The sequence below is a fragment of the Actinomadura livida genome (assembly GCF_014648675.1).
GTDB lineage: Bacteria > Actinomycetota > Actinomycetes > Streptosporangiales > Streptosporangiaceae > Spirillospora > Spirillospora livida.
The window spans coordinates 86766-103294 of record NZ_BMRO01000016.1 but is presented as its reverse complement, the minus strand read 5'-3'; the positions used below and the strand labels follow the sequence as shown (position 1 = coordinate 103294).

Here is a 16529-nt window from a genome sequence, read left to right as displayed (position 1 = left end):
GTGCGGGGGGTCGTCCGCCCGCAGAGAACATGAGTAGCGAGCTGGTTCTGGAGAACGTTTCCCGCTGGTACGGCAACGTCGTGGCGGTCAACGGCGTGTCGATGAAGGTCGGGCCGGGCGTCACCGGGCTGCTCGGCCCGAACGGCGCCGGCAAGTCGACGCTCATCCACATGATGGGCGGGTTCCTGGCGCCGTCGTCCGGCACCGTCACGCTGGACGGGACGCCGATCTGGCAGAACCCGGGCGCCTACCGCAAGCTGGGCCTCGTCCCGGAGCGGGAGTCGGCGTACGACTTCCTCACCGGCGAGCAGTTCATCCTCGCGATGGCGAAGCTCCACAAGCTGCCCGACCCGGCCGCCGCCGCGCGCCGCGCGATCGGCCTGGTGGAGATGGACTACGCCGCCGGCCGCCCGATCGGCAACTACTCCAAGGGCATGAAGCAGCGCATCAAGATGGCGTCCGCCCTGGTGCACGACCCGCCGGTCCTGCTGCTGGACGAGCCGTTCAACGGCATGGACCCGCGGCAGCGGCTCCAGCTCATGGACCTCATCCGCCGGATGGCCGAGGAGGGCCGCACCATCCTGTTCTCCTCGCACATCCTGGAGGAGGTGGAGCGGCTCGCCAGCCACATCGAGGTGATCGTGGCCGGCCGGCACGCGGCGTCCGGCGACTTCCGCAAGATCCGGCGGCTGATGACCGACCGGCCGCACGTGTTCCTCGTCCGCTCGTCCGACGACCGCCGCCTCGCCGCCGCCGTCATCGCGGACGGCTCGGCCCGCAGCGTCCAGCTCACCGACAAGGGGCTGCAGGTCGAGGCCGTCGACTTCCAGCGCTTCACCTGGCTGCTCCCGCGGGTCTCCCGGGACGCCGACGTGCGCCTCTGGGAGGTCTCCCCGTCGGACGAGTCCCTGGAAAGCGTCTTCTCCTACCTGGTGGCCCGGTGATTCGATGAACCCCACAATCGCGATGATCACGTTCCGGGCGATGCTCGGGCGCAAGCGCGCGCTGCTCCTGCTGGGCCTGCCGCTCCTCCTGCTGGTCCTCTCGGTGATCCTGCGCGCGACCGGCAACAACGACCTGGACCTCTCGGCGCACGTCCTGCAGAACTTCGGGCTCGCGACCCTGCTGCCGCTGCTCGCGCTGATCGCCGGGACGGGCGTCATCGCACCGGAGATCGACGACGGCCAGATCATGTACGTGCTGACCAAGCCGATCCCGCGCGAGGTGATCGTGGTGACCAAGCTGGTCGTCGCGATCGTGCTGGTGACGATCTTCGCGGTCGTCCCGACGCTGCTGGCGGGGCTCGTCCTGGTCGGGACCACCGCACAGGTGACGCCCGCGTTCACGATCGGCATCCTCGTCGGCGGCATCACCTACAGCGCGGTGTTCGTCGCCCTCGGCGTGCTGAGCCGCAACGCCGTCACGATCGGCCTGCTGTACGCGCTGGTGTGGGAGACCCTCCTCGGCAGCTTCGCGCCGGGCGCCAAGTCGGCGTCCGTCCAGCAGTGGTCCCTGTCGGTCGCCGACGCGCTCACCGACGCGTCCATGGTCACCTCGACCGTCGGGCTGCCCGTGGCGGTCACGCTGCTGGTCGTGGTGGCGCTCGCGGCCACGTTCCTCGCCACCTTCCGCCTGCGCTCCCTCCCGGTCGCCAGCGCCGAGTAGCGCGGTCCCCGATCAGCGGGGAGGGCGCAGGAGGCCGCGGTCCATGGCGACGACCACGGCGTGCGTGCGGTCGCTGACGTCGAGTTTCGCGAAGACGCGGAGAAGGTGGGTCTTGACCGTCGCCTCGGCGATGACGAGGCGGCGGCCGATCTCGGCGTTGGACAGCCCGTCGGCGACCGCCCGCAGCACGTCCACCTCGCGGGCGGTCAGCGTGACCTGCGCGGGCCGCCGCATCCGGGCGACGAGCCTCTCCGCGACCCGGGGCGCGAGGACGGTCTCGCCGCGGGCGGCGGAGTGGATGGCCGCGACGAGCTCGTCGCGGGTGGTGTCCTTGAGCAGGTAGCCGATGGCGCCCGCCTCGATCGCGCGCTCGATCTCGGCGTCGGTGTCGTAGGTGGTGAGGACGAGGACGCGGGTCCCGGCCGGGCCGGCGACGATCTCGGTGGTGGCGGCGACGCCGTCCAGGACGGGCATCCGCAGGTCGAGCAGCGCCACATCGGGCCGCAGGCGCGCGGCCAGGGCGATGGCCTCGCGGCCGTCGCCCGCCTCACCGACGATCTCGATGGCGGGTTCGGAGGCCAGCAGCGCGACGAGTCCCGCGCGCATGACCGTGTGGTCGTCCACCACGATGATCCTCAGCCTGTCACCGGTCATGCCATGCCTTCGCGGGGATCATGGCGAGGACGCGGGTGCCGTCGCCGGGGGAGCTGGTGACGGTGAGCTCGCCGCCGAGTTCGGCCAGGCGTCGCCGCATGCCCTCCAGGCCGAAGCCGCCGGAGTCCCCGACCGCGAATCCCCGGCCGTCGTCGGTGATCTCCAGTTCGATGCCGTGCGGGTGCTCTTCGAGGACGACGCCGACCGTGGACGCGGCGGCGTGCCTGCGGACGTTGGCGAGAGACTCCTGGGTGCAGCGCAGCAGCGCGATCCGGGTCGTCTGGTCGCACTCGACGTCCGGGAGGTCGGCGCCGACGCGGAGACCCGTGTCCTCGGCGAACCGGTCGAGGGTGCGGCGCAACGTGCGGGCCACGGACGGCGGGGGGCCGCCCTGCGGCGCGGGGCCGGCCCGCGACGCGGACTCGACCAGGGCGCGCGCCTCGGCGAGGTTCTCCCGCGCCGTCCGCTCGATCGACATGAGCTGCCGGGCGCTCCTGCCCGGCTCGGCGCCGAGGCCGATCCGCGCCGCCTCCGCCAGGACGACGATGGACGCGAACCCCTGCGCGAGCGTGTCGTGGATCTCCCGGGCGAGCCGTTCGCGCTCTTCGGCGGCGCCCTGCCGGCGCTGGGCCTCGGCGAGCTGCCGCTGGGTGCGTTCCAGGTCGGCGGCGAGGAGACGGGCACGTTCGTCGCGGGCTCCCACGACCCGGTACATCCACAGCCCGAACAACACCCCGGCCGCGTACCCGATGAGCGCCGCGACCGAGTTGCCGGTGGCGAACTCCCCGTCCGGCGCCGACCGGACGGCGTTGCCGGCGACCGTGGCCGCGGCGGCGGCGCCGCTGAGGGCGACCGCGCGCCGCGGGCCTCCCGCGAAGAACCAGAAGTGCGGGAGCGACACGATGAGCAGGGATGCGGCGCCGTCCATCAGGTAGGAGACGGCGCCGACGCCGCCGATGAGCAGGCCCAGGAAGACATACCGGCGGACCGCCGGGTTCCCGGGGAACGTTCCCGTGGTCAGGTAGCCGAGGATGAGCACGGACAGCAGTGCCAGCGTTGAGGACCTGGTCGATTCCGGCTGGTCCCATACGCCCATGGCGGGCGGGATCAGTCCCAGGAGCACCCAGAAGGCGGCGTACCAGCGGCGGAGCGCCCGGAGCTGGAGCCGTTCGTCGGACTGCTGCGGCCCATGCTCCATGCCGGTCAGCCTACTTTTTCCAGCGGTGTGTCGGCGGTCGCGGTGCCCTGCCTCCGGTGTGACGGCCACCAGCTCCGCTCGCCGAGCAGCAGCATGATCGACGGCAGGAGCACGATCCGGATGACGACGGCGTCCAGCAGGACGGCCGTCGCCAAGGCGAAGCCCATCTGCTTCATCTCCATGATGTGGAGCGCGACGAAGCTGCCGAACACCGTCACCATCACGAACGCGGCGCTGGTCACCACGCCCGCCGAGCTGCCGATCCCGCCGAGCACGGCCTCGCGGGTCGGCGCGCCCCGCAGGACGGCCTCCCGGATCCGGCTGATCACGAAGACCTGGTAGTCCATGGACAGCCCGAACAGGATCACCAGCAGGAACAGCGGCACCCGGGAGCCGATGGAGCCGGTGGAGGTGAAGTCGAGCAGGCCCTCCGCCCACGTCCCCTGGAACACCAGCGTCAGCAGTCCGAGGGACGCGCCCGCCGACAGCAGGTTCAGCACGACGCCGACCGCGCCGAGGGCCACGGACCGGAACGCCCACACCGTCATTACGAACGTCGCCAGCAGCAGCGCTCCGATGATCATCGGCAGCTTCGACTTCTGGTGCTCGGGATAGTCGGCGTAGCGGGCGACGTCCCCGGTCACCGCGGTCTCGGCGGTCAGCTTCCCGACCGTGGCCGGGACGTGCTCGTCGCGGAGCGTCCGCAGGGACGACTGCGCCTCGTCCGCGCTCACGTAGTGCGGCACGGCGAGTTCGAGGAGGCTGATGCGTCCGTCCGGCGAGGTGCGCAGCTGCGCGGTGCCGGCGAGCCTCGGGTCGTCCTCGGCGCGCCGGGCGAGGTCGCGGAGGGCGCCGGCCACCCGGTCCACCTCACCGGCGTCGGCGCGCACGACCACCTGGTGCATCGACTTCAGCTCGGGGAACGCCGCGTTCAACCGCTCATAGGTCTGCATGGCCGGGATGTCGCGGGGGTGGGTCTCCTTCCCCATGTCGGTCAGATTCAGGTTCAGCAGCGGCGCGGCCATCGCCAGCATGACCAGGACCCCGGCGACCAGCGTCACGGCGGGTCGCCGGGCGACGGGACGCAGCATCATCCTGGTGACCCGGCCGCCGTCCCTCGACCTGCGTGCCCGGACGGCCTTGCCGCGCCGGGCACGGCGTTCGGCGCGCCGCTCCACCCACTGGCCGAGCTTCACCAGCAGGCCGGGCAGGACGGTCATGGAGCTGACCACGGCGACCAGCGTCACGATGATCGCGCCGGTGGCGATCGAGGAGAAGATGACGTCGTCGGCGAGGTAGAGCGTGGCGCTCGAGACGGCGACCGCGAGCCCGGACACGACCACGGCCCGTCCGGACGTCGCGGCCGCCAGCTCCACCACGGCCTGGGGGGAGAGCCGTCCGTCCGACCGGGCCCGTTCCTCCCGTTCCCGCTTGAGGTAGAAGAGGGTGTAGTCGACGCCGACCGCCATACCGATCAGCAGGATCACGCTGGTGCCGACCCCCGCGTCGGGGAACACGTGCGAGGCCGCCATCGACAGGCCGACCGCCGCCGCGATCGAGGACAGCGCCAGTAGCAGCGGCACGACCGCCAGCGACACCGACCCGAACACGGCCAGCAGCGTGACCAGCGTGACCGGCAGCGCGAACATCTCCGTGCGCGACAGATCCTCACCGCGCAGCTTCTCGACCCCCCTGCTGATGGACGGGCTTCCGGTCTCCTCGACCCGGACCCCGGGGTGGGCCGCCTGCACCGCGGCGGTCTGCGCGATCAGCGGCTCGACGTGCTTCCTGCCCTCGAGTTCGGGTCCCTTCAGGGTCACGTCGACGCGGACGGCGGTCCCGTCGGCCGAGGACACGGGCGCGGACACCGACGCGACCTCGGGCAGCCGCCTCATCCGCGCGGCGGCGTCCGCGGCGGCCTCCTCGGCCGCCGCCCGGTCCAGCGCGCCGCTCCCGGGTTCGGCGGTGATCAGCACCCGTTCCACGGGTCTCTGCTGCAGCCCGCCCTCGGCGGCCATCGCCTCCGCCCTTCCGGCCTCGCCGATCCGGAAGTCCTCGGACGTCGCGGCGTTCCCGCCGAGCGAGATCCCGGCGCCGAGGCACAGCGCCACGAACAGGAACCAGCCGGCGATAGCCCGCCAGGGATGCCCGGCGCTCCACCGGGCCATGCGTACAGGGAGGTTCGTCATGCCATCAAGGCTGGTCGCCGGCACCCGTCCCGCATGAGCCTCGACCGGCTGAACCTTCCGTCCACCGACCGGTGGACACCGGCCCCGAAGGCCGGAGTGTGAGGGTCTGCCATATCCCGGCGGTGTGACCCGTGTTACAACGGCCGTGGGGTACCTGATCGTCAACCCCAGGGGAGTGTGTGCCATGTCAGTCTCCCGACGCCGGCTCCTGGCCGGGACGGGCGCGGTGGGGGCGGGGATCGCCTTCACCGGCGCCGTCGAGGAACTGTTCGCCGGTGACGCGGCCGCCGCGGCGGCCGGCGGCCGTGCGGGGTACGGGCCGCTGGTGCCCGACCCGAAGGGGGTGCTGGACCTGCCGCGCGGGTTCCGGTACACCGTCCTGTCCCGCGAGGGGGAGCGGCTCCGCTCGGGAGAGGGGGCGGTCCCGAGCAGCTTCGACGGCATGGCCGCCTTCCCGGGCCGGGGGCGCACCTGGCTCGTCCGCAACCACGAGAACCGCCCGGACGCCGAGCACCGGGTGCCGCCGGTCGAGGGCGTCACCTACGACCCGGGGGCGCTCGGCGGATGCACCGCGCTGGAGGTCGGGCACGGCGGCCGGGTCCACACCGAGCGGGTGGCCATCGCCGGGACGGCGGTGAACTGCGCGGGCGGCCCCACCCCGTGGAACACCTGGCTGACCTGCGAGGAGAACGAGGACAAGGCGGGCACCGGCGACTTCACCAAGGACCACGGGTTCATCTTCGAGGTCGATCCGTACCGGCAGGACCGCACCGTCCCCGAGCCGCTGGAGGCGATGGGGCGGTTCCAGCACGAGGCGATCGCCGTCGACCCGCGCGACGGGACCGTGTACGAGACCGAGGACGCGTTCGAGCGGCCGTTCGGGCTGTTCTACCGGTTCCTTCCGCGGCGGCCGCGCGGCGGGTTCGGGAGCCTGCGCGCCGGCGGGCGGCTGGAGGCGATGCACGTGCCCGGCGTCCCGGACCTCTCGACGGTGCAGCAGCCCGGCACCGTGATCGACGGCGTGCGGTGGAAGCGGGTGCCCGATCCGCTGGCGAAGGAGACCCCGATCCGGTTCCAGGACTTCGGGCGCGGCGGCGTCACGCACGCGCAGAAGCTGGAGGGCTGCTACTGGGGCGGCGACCGCGTCTACTTCGTGACGAGCTTCGCGCGCCGGGAGGAGGGGTCGGGCGCCGACCACTTCGGGCAGGTGTGGTCGTACGAGCCGCGCGCCGGCCGGCTGACCCTGGTGATCGTGTTCGGGCCGGACACCGACGTGCGGACGCCGGGCGAGTCGCCCGACAACATCTGCCTGGCGCCGCAGGGCGGGCTGATGGTGTGCGAGGACGGCGGCGGCGCGCAGCACGTGTACGGCGTGACCCGCCGCCGCGAGGTGTACCCGGTGGCCAGGAACCGGCAGAACACCGGCACCGAGGCCGAGCCCGAGTGGGGCGAGTTCGCGGGCGTGACGTTCTGCGGCGGCGGCCGGACGACGATGTACGTCAACGTCTACGAACCGGGCACCACGTTCGCCGTCACCGGCCCCTGGAACCGGCACTAGACCCGCGGGGAAGGAGCACGGGCGCCGCCGTCCAGGCTGATGGCCCCTAGCCGGTCGGCTCCTGGCCGATGAGCTCCTGGACGGCGGCCTTGAACTGGTTCCCGCGGTCGGCGTAGTCGCGGAAGTCGCCGAAACTGGCGCAGGCCGGGGAGAGCAGGACCGTGTCGCCGGGGCGGGCCATCGCGGCGGCCTTGGCGACCACCTCGGTCATCGGGCCGTCGGCGACGGTGTGGCCGGTGATGCCCGCCTCGTCCAGCGCGGCGGCGATGCGGGGCCCGACCTCGCCGATGATGACGATGCCCCGGATGTTCTCCTTGGCCACCGCCTCGGCGAGCGCCTCGAAGGCCAGCCCCTTCGACGAACCGCCGAAGATCATGACCTTCGGCCCGGGGAAGGCGGCCATCGCCGCGCGCGCGGTCTCCGGCGTCGTGGACAGCGAGTCGTTGACGTAAGCGACGCCGCCGGACTCGCCGGCGGGCTCCAGCCGGTGGGGCAGCGGCTTGATGGCGCGCACCCCCTCGCGCAGGAGCGCGGTGTCGCGGCCGAGGAGGTCGAACGTGGCGGCGACCGCGGCCGTCAGGTTGGCGACGTTGTGCGCGCCGAGGAGCGGGCTGTCGGCGAGGTCGAGCAGCCGGGTCGTGCCGTCGTGGATCGCGCCGTCCGCCGCGTGGACGCCCTCCGGCACGCCGAACGGCACCTTCCGGCCCGCGCCGGCCGCGGCGACCCGCTCGGCCACCGGGTTGCCCGCGGCGAAGAAGACGGTGTCCCCGGGCCCCTGGTACGCGGCGATCGAGGTCTTCGCGGCGTAGTACTCCTCGATGTCGGGGTGCCAGTTGAGGTGGTCGGGCGTCACCGGCAGGACGACCGCGATGCGCGGGGAGCGCTTCAGGTCGATGAGCTGCATGTTCGACAGTTCGAGGACGACCACGTCCCCGTCCGCCAGCTCCGGGAGGAACTGCAGCGGGGGGACGCCGATGTTGCCGCCGAGGAAGACGCGGCGGCCCGACGCCCCGAGGATGGCGGCGATGGCGGTGCAGGTGGTGCCCTTGCCCTGCGTGCCGGTGACGCCGATGACCGGGACCGGGCACTCGGCCAGGAACTCGCCGATGACGCTGGTCACCTGCGGGCCGGACGGCAGCGCACTGGGGTGGACGCCCGGGGCGCGGACGATGAGGTCGGCCTCGTCCAGCCCCCGCAGGTAGTCGGCGCCGGTGCGGCCCTCGACATCGGGGGGGAGTTCGACGTCCTTGCGGTCGTGGACGACGATGTCGCCGCGCGGTCGCCAGTACTCCACGGCGGCACGTCCCTCGACGCCATAGCCGACAACTGCGATACGCATCCGGAGACTCCCCCGCACGGACATTGGAAGGCAGAACGCTCGAAGGGTACTGCAGCGGCGCCCGCCACCCGGCGCCGAGACGCGACACGCCCCGCCGGGCCGCGGCGCCGGTAACAGGGTCAGATGCGGCGCAGGCGGACGCGCTGGACGGCGTGGTCCCGGTCCTTGTGCAGGACGAGGGTGGCGCGGGAGCGGGTCGGCAGGATGTTGGAGACGAGGTTGATCTCGTTGACGTCCCGCCAGACGCGCTGGGCGAACGCGGCGGTCTCGTCCTCGTCCAGCGCGTGCGCGTACTTGTGGAAGTAGGAGCGAGGGTCGGTGAACACGGTGCGGCGCAGCGCGAACAGCCGGTCGATGAACCACTGCCGGATGTCCTCGACGCGGGCGTCCACGTAGATGGAGAAGTCGAAGAAGTCCGCGACGCCGAGGCTCCCGGCGGGCGGTGCCTGCAGGACGTTCAGCCCCTCGACGATCAGGATGTCGGGACGCCGGACGGTCTGCGTCGCGTCCGGCACGACGTCGTACTCCAGGTGCGAGTACACCGGGATCGCGTACTCGTCCACGCCCGACTTGATGGCGGAGACGAACCGGACGAGGGCCTGGCGGTCGTAGGACTCGGGGAAGCCCTTGCGGTCCATGAGACCCCGCTCGGACAGCACCGAGTTCGGGTACAGGAAGCTGTCGCTGGTGACCAGCTCGACGGCCGGGTGCTCCGGCCAGCGGGCGAGGAGCGTCCGCAGCAGCCGCGACGTCGTGGACTTGCCGACGGCGACGCTCCCGGCGACGCCGATGATGAACGGGGTCGGCGGGACCTCGCCGCCGAGGAAGGCGCTGACGGTGTCGCGCAGCCGCCCGTCGGACTGGAAGAACAGGTTCAGCAGCCGGGAGAGCGGCAGGTACACCTCCTCGACCTCGGCGATGTCGATCGGGTCCTTCAGCCCGCGCAGCGCCTCCAGTTCGCCGGGCGTGAGCGGCAGCGGCGTGTTCTCGCGCAGCCCCCGCCACTCGTCTCTGGAGAGTTCCACGTACGGGTTCGGCACGGGGGCGTCCCATCCGCTCGTCATGGCTGAACAGTAACCGGCGGCTCGTCCAATAACCGGGTTTTCACCGGCCGGCCACGCTCACGTCACCGTTCGGCGTCCCGCCCCGGTAGGCCCCGCGGAAGACAGCGAATAGAGTTGCCGCCATGTGCGGAATCGTGGGGTACGTAGGCGGCCGGCAGGCGCTCGACGTGGTCGTGGAGGGGCTGGCCCGGCTGGAGTACCGCGGCTACGACTCGGCCGGGGTGGCCGTGCTGGCCGACGGGAAGCTGGCGACGGCCAAGCGCGCGGGCAAGCTGGTGAACCTCCGGGGCGCGCTGGAGGAGGAGCCGCCGCCCGCCGGGACGCTCGGCATGGGGCACACGCGGTGGGCCACGCACGGCCCGCCGAACGACCGGAACGCGCACCCGCACGTCGACTGCACCGGCTCCGTCGCGGTGATCCACAACGGGATCATCGAGAACTTTGCCGAGCTGCGCGCGGAGCTGGAGGAGGCGGGGCACGGGCTCGGCTCCGACACCGACACCGAGGCGGTCGCGCACCTGCTGGAGGACGAGCTGAAGGCGGGCGGGGACCTCGCCGACGCGATGCGGCGCGTCTGCCGCCGGCTGGACGGCGCGTTCACGCTCGTCGCGGTGCACACCGGCTCGCCCGACCTCGTGGTGGGCGCGCGCCGCAACTCGCCGCTGGTCGTCGGGGTCGGGGACGGCGAGAACTTCCTGGCCAGCGACGTCGCGGCGTTCATCGCGCACACCCGGGACGCGATCGAGCTCGGCCAGGACCAGATCGTCGAGCTGCGCGCGAGCGGGGTGACCGTCACCGACTTCGACGGGCGGCCCGCCGAGGTGAAGGAGTACCACGTCGACTGGGACGTGTCCGCCGCGGAGAAGGGCGGCTACGACTACTTCATGCTCAAGGAGATCGCCGAGCAGCCCCGGGCGGTCGCCGACACGCTGCTCGGCCGGATCGGCGCCGACGGGCGGCTCCACCTGGACGAGATGCGCATCCCGGACCAGGAGCTCCGCGAGGTCGACAAGATCATCATCGTGGCGTGCGGGACGTCCTACCACGCCGGGCTGATCGCCAAGTACGCGATCGAGCACTGGGCGGGCCTGCCCTGCGAGGTGGAGCTGGCCAGCGAGTTCCGCTACCGCGACCCGATCCTGTCCCCGACGACGCTGGTCATCGCGATCTCCCAGTCCGGGGAGACGATGGACGCGCTGATGGCCGTCCGGCACGCGCGGGAGCAGAAGGCCAAGCTGCTCGGCATCTGCAACGTCAACGGCTCGACGCTGCCGCGCGAGTGCGACGGCGTCCTGTACACGCACGCGGGGCCGGAGATCGCGGTCGCGTCCACGAAGGCGTTCCTCACCCAGCTCGTCGCCGTCTACCTCATCGCCCTCTACATAGCGCAGGTGCGCGGCACCAAGTGGGGGGACGAGGTCTTCGCCATGGTCCAGCTCCTGGAGCTGATGCCGGACAAGGTGGAGAAGGTCCTGGACACGATGGAGCCGGTCCGCGAGCTGGCCCGGTCCCTGTCGAACGAGCACTGCGTCCTGTTCCTCGGCCGGCACGTGGGCTTCCCCGTCGCCCTCGAAGGCGCGCTGAAGCTGAAGGAGCTGGCGTACATGCACGCGGAGGGCTTCGCCGCGGGCGAGCTGAAGCACGGCCCGATCGCGCTCATCGAGGAGGGCCTGCCGGTCGTGGTGGTGGTCCCGCCGCGGGCGCGGGACGTGCTGCACGACAAGATCGTGTCGAACATCCAGGAGATCCGGGCGCGCGGCGCCCGCACGATCGTGATCGCCGAGGACGGGGACGAGTCGGTCGAGCCGTACGCCGACACGCTCATCCGGGTCCCGGCCGTGCCGACGCTGCTGCAGCCGCTGGTCACGACCGTCCCGCTGCAGGTGTTCGCGTGCGAGCTGGCCTCCGCCAAGGGCCACGACGTGGACCAGCCCCGCAACCTCGCCAAGTCCGTCACCGTCGAGTAGGCAGAGCCGGCTTAGGCCGCCGGCGGGCCGGGTGGCACGGCCACCCGGGCGCGGACGCCCCCGGATCGTGTTCCGAGGGGCGTCCGCGAGGCCCGAACAATGGTCTCGACCTGATCACGGATGGAAATTCGTCGGGCATTCCGGTGCGCGGCGTGAAAACGTTCGGTGGGCAGGGAGCGGAACGCGTTCATCGCTCATTCGCGCAATTCTCGATTTACGATGAGATTCTCAGTGGGCGTGTAAGTTGCAGGGATTCTTTCAGGGGCGGTCGTAGCGGCCCGCCTTGGCCCGCTCGGTGAACCTGCGCCATTCCTCCGGGCCGAACGCCAGGCTCGTCGCGGTGTTCTCGGTGTCCCGCACGGAAACCGCGCCGCCACCGAGCCCTGCGACCTCGACGCACCCATTGCTCGCGCCGCACCGGACGCTCCTTCTCCAGCGGGCGGGCGGCGTTTCAGGAAACGAACTCATACCGGCTCCTGCCTTGAGATCAGCGGGTGGCCGCGGCTGCGCTGCCGGTGCCAAGCACAAGGTAACAAGATCACAAAAAACTCCTGACCACCTGCGGTCTGTGCGATGCGCGGGTGCCAGGAGTGACGAGGTAGGACCGGAGTTCCGCCTGTGAGGGGCAGCGAGCCGAGTCCGGCGTGGACCCGGCCCGTCCACCGCGGCGCCCTACCGTGCCCTCAGCGGGCGGCGGCGGGGCGCGCGCCGCGTCTCATCGACGCACGTCGAATTCGCCCTTCTTGGCTCGTCCGACGAACTCCCGCCACTCTCCCTGGGAAAATGACAGGACCGGGCTCTGCGTACCGTGCTTGGCGTCGCGCGTCCCGATGAAATGGGACGAACCGGCCAGTGCGGCGACTTCGACGCACGTGTTACTCGCCCCGCAGTGGGCGCTTCTCCTCCATTGCGGAGCAGGAGTGGCGAAAGGGGACACCGAGTGCCTTTCACAAGGATTGAGCCCCTTTGCGGACCCTCACCAGGCGTCTCTGGCCTCGGTGATGCGCCGCCGTGACCCGGCGGTGTCCAGGGCCTGATCGGCCAGGCTTGAATAAGCGAGCCTGTACATATAAGTGACAGTCTCGTCCGCGAAGTGGCTGATCGTCAGGGATTCGGTGTGAACGATATCAGGGAAAACGATGTCGTGCACCGGTGAGAATTCCAGAAGTATAAAGGACTCGGCCAACACCGAGTGCGCAACGTCCAAAGGCAGTATCTGTAGCGTAACGTTGGGAAGCTCGGTCATCCGGCACAGATGTTCGAGCTGCTCCCGCATCACCTTCCGGTCGCCGATCCGGCGTTGCAGAACCGCCTCGTCGATAACCGCCGACAGTTCCAGCGGATGTGCGCCGTGCAACAGCTCCCGCCGTCGCATTCGCACCTCCAGCCGGCGTTCCAGTTCCTGCGGCGGCAGGGTCGCGAGGTCGCTCCAGCCGCCGATCACGTGCCGGGCGTAGCTCTCGGTCTGCAGCAGCCCGGGGAAGACGGTGCTGCCCCATTCCCGGACGGCGGTGGCCTCGGACTCCAGCGCGATGAAGGCCGCCAGCTCGCCCGGCAGGTCGCGGTACTCCTCCCACCACCCCCGCTGGGCGGCGTCGTGCGCCAGGGAGATGAGGTCGTCGCGGCGGGAGCCGTCGATCTCGTAGAGGTCGAGGAGGCGCCGGACGTCGCCGATCTTCGCGCCGGTCCGCGCGTTCTCGATCCGGGAGACCTTGGCGGTCGACCAGGTGAGCCGGTCGGCGACCTCGTCACCGGTGAGCCCCATCCGCTCGCGCAGTCTCCGGAGTTCGGCGGCCAGCCGCCGCTGCCGGACGGAGGGACCGCGGGAAGTGCTCATCGGTGGGGCCTCTCCAGTCCCGGCGGACTGATCTGGGCGCATTTCGCATCACGGGGGGCCGCGGTGCGAACGCATCGGACCGGATGAACACGATTCTACGGCCGGTGATCCCCGCACGCATCTGGCACCGAAAGTTGCAGTAATAGTTACAACTTTGGACAGAGGGCGCACCCGGCGCCGTTCGGGATGACGCTTGCGAAGGGGCGTCGCGTGGCACTCTAAGTGTGTGATCGACTTGGGGAGCCGCGGATGAGGTACGCGCACGAGGTCGGCAAGGTCCGGGCGGCCGAGGAGGCCCTTATGGCCCGCTTGCCGGACGGCGCCCTGATGCAGCGCGCGGCCGCCGGGCTGGCGTCCGTCTGCGCCCGCGTCCTGCCCGCCGTGTACGGGTCGCGCGTGGTCCTCCTGGCCGGCGGCGGCGACAACGGCGGCGACGCCCTCTACGCCGGGGCGCGGCTCGCCCGGCGCGGCGCCCGCGTGCACGCCGTCCAGGCCGGTTCCAAGATCCACGAAGGCGGCCTGGCGGCCCTGCTGGCCGCGGGCGGCCGGGTCCTGCGGGACGGCGAGGAGACCGCCGCCGTCGCCGACGCCGACCTGATCATCGACGGGCTGACCGGCATCGGCGGGACGGGCGGCCTCCGCGCGCCCTACGACCGGCTCGCCGCACTGGCCTCGCAGGCCCCCGGCGTCGTCGTCGCCTGCGACGTCCCGAGCGGCGTGGACGCGAGCACGGGCCGCGTCGAGGGCACCGCCGTGCACGCCGACGTCACCGTCACCTTCGGCACCCACAAGCCGGGCCTCCTCATCGACCCGGGCGCGTCCCACTGCGGAGTGGTCGAGCTGGTCGACATCGGGCTCGGCCCCGACCTGCCCGACCCGGACGTCGTCGCGGCCCGCCCGGCGGACGTCCAGCCTCCCGAGCCCGGCTCCGAGTCCGACAAGTACCGCCGCGGCGTCGTCGGCGTCCTCGCCGGCGGCGAGGAGTTCACCGGCGCGGCCGTCCTCGCCACGGGCGGCGCCGTCCGCGGCGGGGCGGGCATGGTGCGCTTCGCGTCCGTCGCCCGGCCTGCCGAACTCGTCCGGCAGCGCTGGCCCGAGGCCATCACCACGGTCATCGAGCCCGGTCCGCACGGTCCCGAGGTCCTCGAACGCGTCGGACGGGTGCAGGCGTGGGTCGTCGGCCCCGGGCTCGGCACCGGCGACGCCGGCGAGTCGCTGCTGGAGGCCGTCCTCACCACCGATCTGCCCGCCCTCGTGGACGCCGACGGACTCACCGTCCTGGCCCGCCGCCGCGACCTCCTGCGCCGCGCGGCCCCGACCGTCCTCACCCCGCACGCGGGCGAGCTGGCCCGCCTCATCGGCGCCGACCGCGAGGCCATCGAGGCCGGGCGGCTGGAGCACGTCCGGCGCGCCGCGGCCGAGCTGTCCGCGACCGTGCTGCTCAAGGGCTCCACGACCCTGGTCGCCGAGCCGGACCGCCCCGTCCGCGTCAACCCGACCGGCACGCCGCGCCTGGCCACGGCCGGGACGGGCGACGTCCTGTCCGGCTTGGTCGGCGCCCTCCTGGCGGGCGGGATGCCCGCCATCGACGCGGCGGCCGCGGGCGCCTACCTGCACGGCCTCGCCGGGCGCCTCGCCGCGGCTCCCGAGCCCGGCGGCGAAGCCCCCATCGGCGCCCACGACGTGATCAACGCCCTTCCGGAGGCATTCCGCCGGACCGCGCAGGGCGTCGCCCGCCAGATGTAGCGCTCCCGATCTTGGTGGTGGCGGCGGTGCCGCCTTTCTGGAGCGTTTCTGAACCCCTGGTCGGGCATTTACGTCCTATCGGACAGAGGGCGTCGAGGGGGCGTTCGAATACGGGCCGGAATGGCCTTGAGCTGGGCCATGACGCTCCGGGTACGGCCGCGAGGACGGCAGACTGTTGGTATGAGGGTTCCGGCGGAGGCGCGCGTCGATCTCGACGCCATCGGCGACAACATCGGCCTGCTGCGCGAGCGCGCGGGGGGCGCCGAGGTCATGGCCATGGTGAAGGCCGAGGCGTACGGGCACGGGCTGGTCGAGGCGGCCGGGGCGGCGCTCGCGGGCGGGGCGTCCTGGCTGGGCGTCGCGAAGCTGGCCGAGGCGCTGCGGCTGCGCGCCGCGGGCGTCACCGTCCGGACGCTGGTCTGCCTCGGCGTCCCCGGCGAGCCCTACGAGGACGCCGTCGCGCGGGACGTCGACCTGACCGTCGGCGCGGTATGGCTGCTGGACGAGATCGTCCGGGCGGCGGAGCGCGCGGGGCGCCCCGCGCGGATCCACCTCAAGGCCGACACGGGCATGTCCCGCGGCGGGGTGCGGGGCCGGGACTGGGAGGCCCTCGTGGACGCGGCGCTGAAGGCCGAGGCGGAGGGGCAGGTCCGGGTCGCCGGGGTCATGTCGCACTTCGCCTGCGCGGACGAGCCGGGCCACCCCTCGATCGCGGCGCAGCTCGGCGCGTTCACCGAGATGCTCGGCTACGCGGAGAAGGCCGGCGCGCGGTTCGAGGTCCGGCACATCGCGAACTCGGCGGCCGCGCTGACGCTGCCCGAGGCGCGCTTCGACCTCGTCCGGCCGGGGATCGCCGCCTATGGGCTGACGCCCGTTCCGGCGGCCGGCACGTTCGGGCTGCGGCCCGCGATGACCCTCGTGGCGGCCGCGGCGCTGGTCAAGCGGGTCCCAGCAGGCAGCGGAGTGTCGTACGGTCACACATACCACACCGAACGGGACACGACCCTCGCCGTCGTCCCCGCGGGGTACGGGGACGGCATCCCCCGGCACGGGTCCAACCTGCTGCAGGTCCTCGCGGGCGGGCGGCGCCGGACGATCGCCGGGCGGGTCTGCATGGACCAGTTCGTCATCGACCTCGGCGGCGACACGCTCGCGGCGGGGGACGAGATCGTCCTGTTCGGTCCGGGCGACCGGGGTGAGCCCACCGCCCAGGAGTGGGCGGAGGCACTGGGAACGATCTCCTACGAGATCGTCACCCGCATCGGGTCCCGGGTACCGAGGACGTACCCGGGCGGGGGGCGGTAGGGGGGCG

14 protein-coding genes are annotated in these 16529 nt (G+C 72.2%); 6 read left to right on the top strand and 8 right to left on the bottom strand.

Translation table 11 applies throughout. From position 1 onward, the window contains the following. Nucleotides 1-29 precede the first annotated feature (29 nt). Nucleotides 30-944, top strand: a complete 915-nt coding sequence (locus tag IEZ03_RS30980) for an ABC transporter ATP-binding protein (protein ID WP_184889106.1) — start codon at nt 30-32, stop codon at nt 942-944. Nucleotides 945-948: 4 nt separating this feature from the next. Further along, nucleotides 949-1665: an ABC transporter permease gene (locus IEZ03_RS30975; RefSeq protein ID WP_184889104.1), complete on the top strand. Its 717-nt coding sequence runs from the start codon at nt 949-951 to the stop codon at nt 1663-1665. A gap of 12 nt (nt 1666-1677) precedes the next feature. Here IEZ03_RS30975 and IEZ03_RS30970 read toward each other — a convergent pair whose 3' ends face one another. From IEZ03_RS30970 to IEZ03_RS30960, 3 genes are read right to left on the bottom strand one after another with little or no spacing between them, the layout of a single operon-like run. Then, nucleotides 1678-2319 carry a response regulator gene (locus IEZ03_RS30970; protein WP_184889102.1) on the bottom strand — a complete coding sequence of 214 codons (642 nt, stop codon included), beginning with the start codon at nt 2317-2319 and terminating at the stop codon, nt 1678-1680. Further along, entirely contained in the window at nt 2309-3517 is a 1209-nt protein-coding gene (locus IEZ03_RS30965) for a sensor histidine kinase (RefSeq protein WP_184889100.1), read from the bottom strand. Before IEZ03_RS30965 ends, IEZ03_RS30970 begins: the two co-directional genes overlap by 11 nt. Before the next feature lie 5 nt (nt 3518-3522). Beyond that, the gene (locus tag IEZ03_RS30960) at nt 3523-5706 is read right to left on the bottom strand and encodes an MMPL family transporter (RefSeq protein ID WP_184889098.1); all 2184 of its coding nucleotides are present in this window, start codon (nt 5704-5706) and stop codon (nt 3523-3525) included. Between the two features lie 184 nt (nt 5707-5890). Between IEZ03_RS30960 and IEZ03_RS30955 the strand changes: the two genes are divergently transcribed. Beyond that, a complete protein-coding gene (locus tag IEZ03_RS30955; RefSeq protein WP_184889096.1) occupies nt 5891-7264 on the top strand; it encodes an alkaline phosphatase PhoX in 1374 nt (457 codons plus the stop codon). A gap of 46 nt (nt 7265-7310) precedes the next feature. Here IEZ03_RS30955 and murD read toward each other — a convergent pair whose 3' ends face one another. Both murD and coaA read right to left on the bottom strand, forming a co-directional pair. Beyond that, nucleotides 7311-8603, bottom strand: coding sequence for a UDP-N-acetylmuramoyl-L-alanine--D-glutamate ligase (gene murD, locus IEZ03_RS30950; RefSeq protein WP_184889094.1), 1293 nt, complete (start codon nt 8601-8603; stop codon nt 7311-7313). Between the two features lie 119 nt (nt 8604-8722). Then, nucleotides 8723-9667: a type I pantothenate kinase gene (gene coaA, locus IEZ03_RS30945; RefSeq protein WP_184889092.1), complete on the bottom strand. Its 945-nt coding sequence runs from the start codon at nt 9665-9667 to the stop codon at nt 8723-8725. Nucleotides 9668-9789: 122 nt separating this feature from the next. Here coaA and glmS point away from each other — a divergent pair, with 122 nt between their 5' ends. Then, nucleotides 9790-11634 (top strand): glutamine--fructose-6-phosphate transaminase (isomerizing), encoded by a 1845-nt coding sequence (glmS, locus tag IEZ03_RS30940; protein ID WP_132048808.1) that lies wholly within the window; start codon nt 9790-9792, stop codon nt 11632-11634. Between the two features lie 258 nt (nt 11635-11892). Here the strand turns inward: glmS and IEZ03_RS30935 are convergent, their stop codons facing one another. The 3 genes from IEZ03_RS30935 to IEZ03_RS30925 all read right to left on the bottom strand — a co-directional run bounded on the left by IEZ03_RS30935 (nt 11893) and on the right by IEZ03_RS30925 (nt 13471). Then, nucleotides 11893-12102 carry a DUF397 domain-containing protein gene (locus tag IEZ03_RS30935; RefSeq protein ID WP_184889090.1) on the bottom strand — a complete coding sequence of 70 codons (210 nt, stop codon included), beginning with the start codon at nt 12100-12102 and terminating at the stop codon, nt 11893-11895. A gap of 247 nt (nt 12103-12349) precedes the next feature. After that, nucleotides 12350-12571 (bottom strand): DUF397 domain-containing protein, encoded by a 222-nt coding sequence (locus IEZ03_RS30930; RefSeq protein WP_184889088.1) that lies wholly within the window; start codon nt 12569-12571, stop codon nt 12350-12352. A gap of 39 nt (nt 12572-12610) precedes the next feature. Next, the gene (locus IEZ03_RS30925) at nt 12611-13471 is read right to left on the bottom strand and encodes a helix-turn-helix domain-containing protein (protein WP_184889086.1); all 861 of its coding nucleotides are present in this window, start codon (nt 13469-13471) and stop codon (nt 12611-12613) included. 249 nt (nt 13472-13720) lie between these two features. On the opposite strand from IEZ03_RS30925, the gene IEZ03_RS30920 reads away from it, so the two are divergent. Together IEZ03_RS30920 and alr are read left to right on the top strand one after the other, a co-directional pair. After that, on the top strand, nt 13721-15217 hold the full coding sequence (locus IEZ03_RS30920; protein ID WP_184889084.1) for an NAD(P)H-hydrate dehydratase: 1497 nt from the start codon (nt 13721-13723) through the stop codon (nt 15215-15217). Nucleotides 15218-15397: 180 nt separating this feature from the next. Beyond that, the gene (alr, locus tag IEZ03_RS30915; RefSeq protein ID WP_184889082.1) at nt 15398-16522 is read left to right on the top strand and encodes an alanine racemase; all 1125 of its coding nucleotides are present in this window, start codon (nt 15398-15400) and stop codon (nt 16520-16522) included. Nucleotides 16523-16529: the final 7 nt, after the last annotated feature.

What these genes read in the sequence shown, in the direction of transcription:
- IEZ03_RS30965 (WP_184889100.1), bottom strand. Translation starts at nt 3,517, where the DNA reads ATGGAGCATGGGCCGCAGCAGTCCGACGAACGGCTCCAGCTCCGGGCG.
- IEZ03_RS30920 (WP_184889084.1), top strand. Translation starts at nt 13,721, where the DNA reads ATGAGGTACGCGCACGAGGTCGGCAAGGTCCGGGCGGCCGAGGAGGCC.
- murD (WP_184889094.1), bottom strand. Translation starts at nt 8,603, where the DNA reads ATGCGTATCGCAGTTGTCGGCTATGGCGTCGAGGGACGTGCCGCCGTG.
- IEZ03_RS30980 (WP_184889106.1), top strand. Translation starts at nt 30, where the DNA reads ATGAGTAGCGAGCTGGTTCTGGAGAACGTTTCCCGCTGGTACGGCAAC.
- alr (WP_184889082.1), top strand. Translation starts at nt 15,398, where the DNA reads ATGAGGGTTCCGGCGGAGGCGCGCGTCGATCTCGACGCCATCGGCGAC.
- IEZ03_RS30935 (WP_184889090.1), bottom strand. Translation starts at nt 12,102, where the DNA reads ATGAGTTCGTTTCCTGAAACGCCGCCCGCCCGCTGGAGAAGGAGCGTC.
- glmS (WP_132048808.1), top strand. Translation starts at nt 9,790, where the DNA reads ATGTGCGGAATCGTGGGGTACGTAGGCGGCCGGCAGGCGCTCGACGTG.
- IEZ03_RS30955 (WP_184889096.1), top strand. Translation starts at nt 5,891, where the DNA reads ATGTCAGTCTCCCGACGCCGGCTCCTGGCCGGGACGGGCGCGGTGGGG.
- coaA (WP_184889092.1), bottom strand. Translation starts at nt 9,667, where the DNA reads ATGACGAGCGGATGGGACGCCCCCGTGCCGAACCCGTACGTGGAACTC.
- IEZ03_RS30925 (WP_184889086.1), bottom strand. Translation starts at nt 13,471, where the DNA reads ATGAGCACTTCCCGCGGTCCCTCCGTCCGGCAGCGGCGGCTGGCCGCC.
- IEZ03_RS30960 (WP_184889098.1), bottom strand. Translation starts at nt 5,706, where the DNA reads ATGACGAACCTCCCTGTACGCATGGCCCGGTGGAGCGCCGGGCATCCC.
- IEZ03_RS30970 (WP_184889102.1), bottom strand. Translation starts at nt 2,319, where the DNA reads ATGACCGGTGACAGGCTGAGGATCATCGTGGTGGACGACCACACGGTC.
- IEZ03_RS30975 (WP_184889104.1), top strand. Translation starts at nt 949, where the DNA reads ATGAACCCCACAATCGCGATGATCACGTTCCGGGCGATGCTCGGGCGC.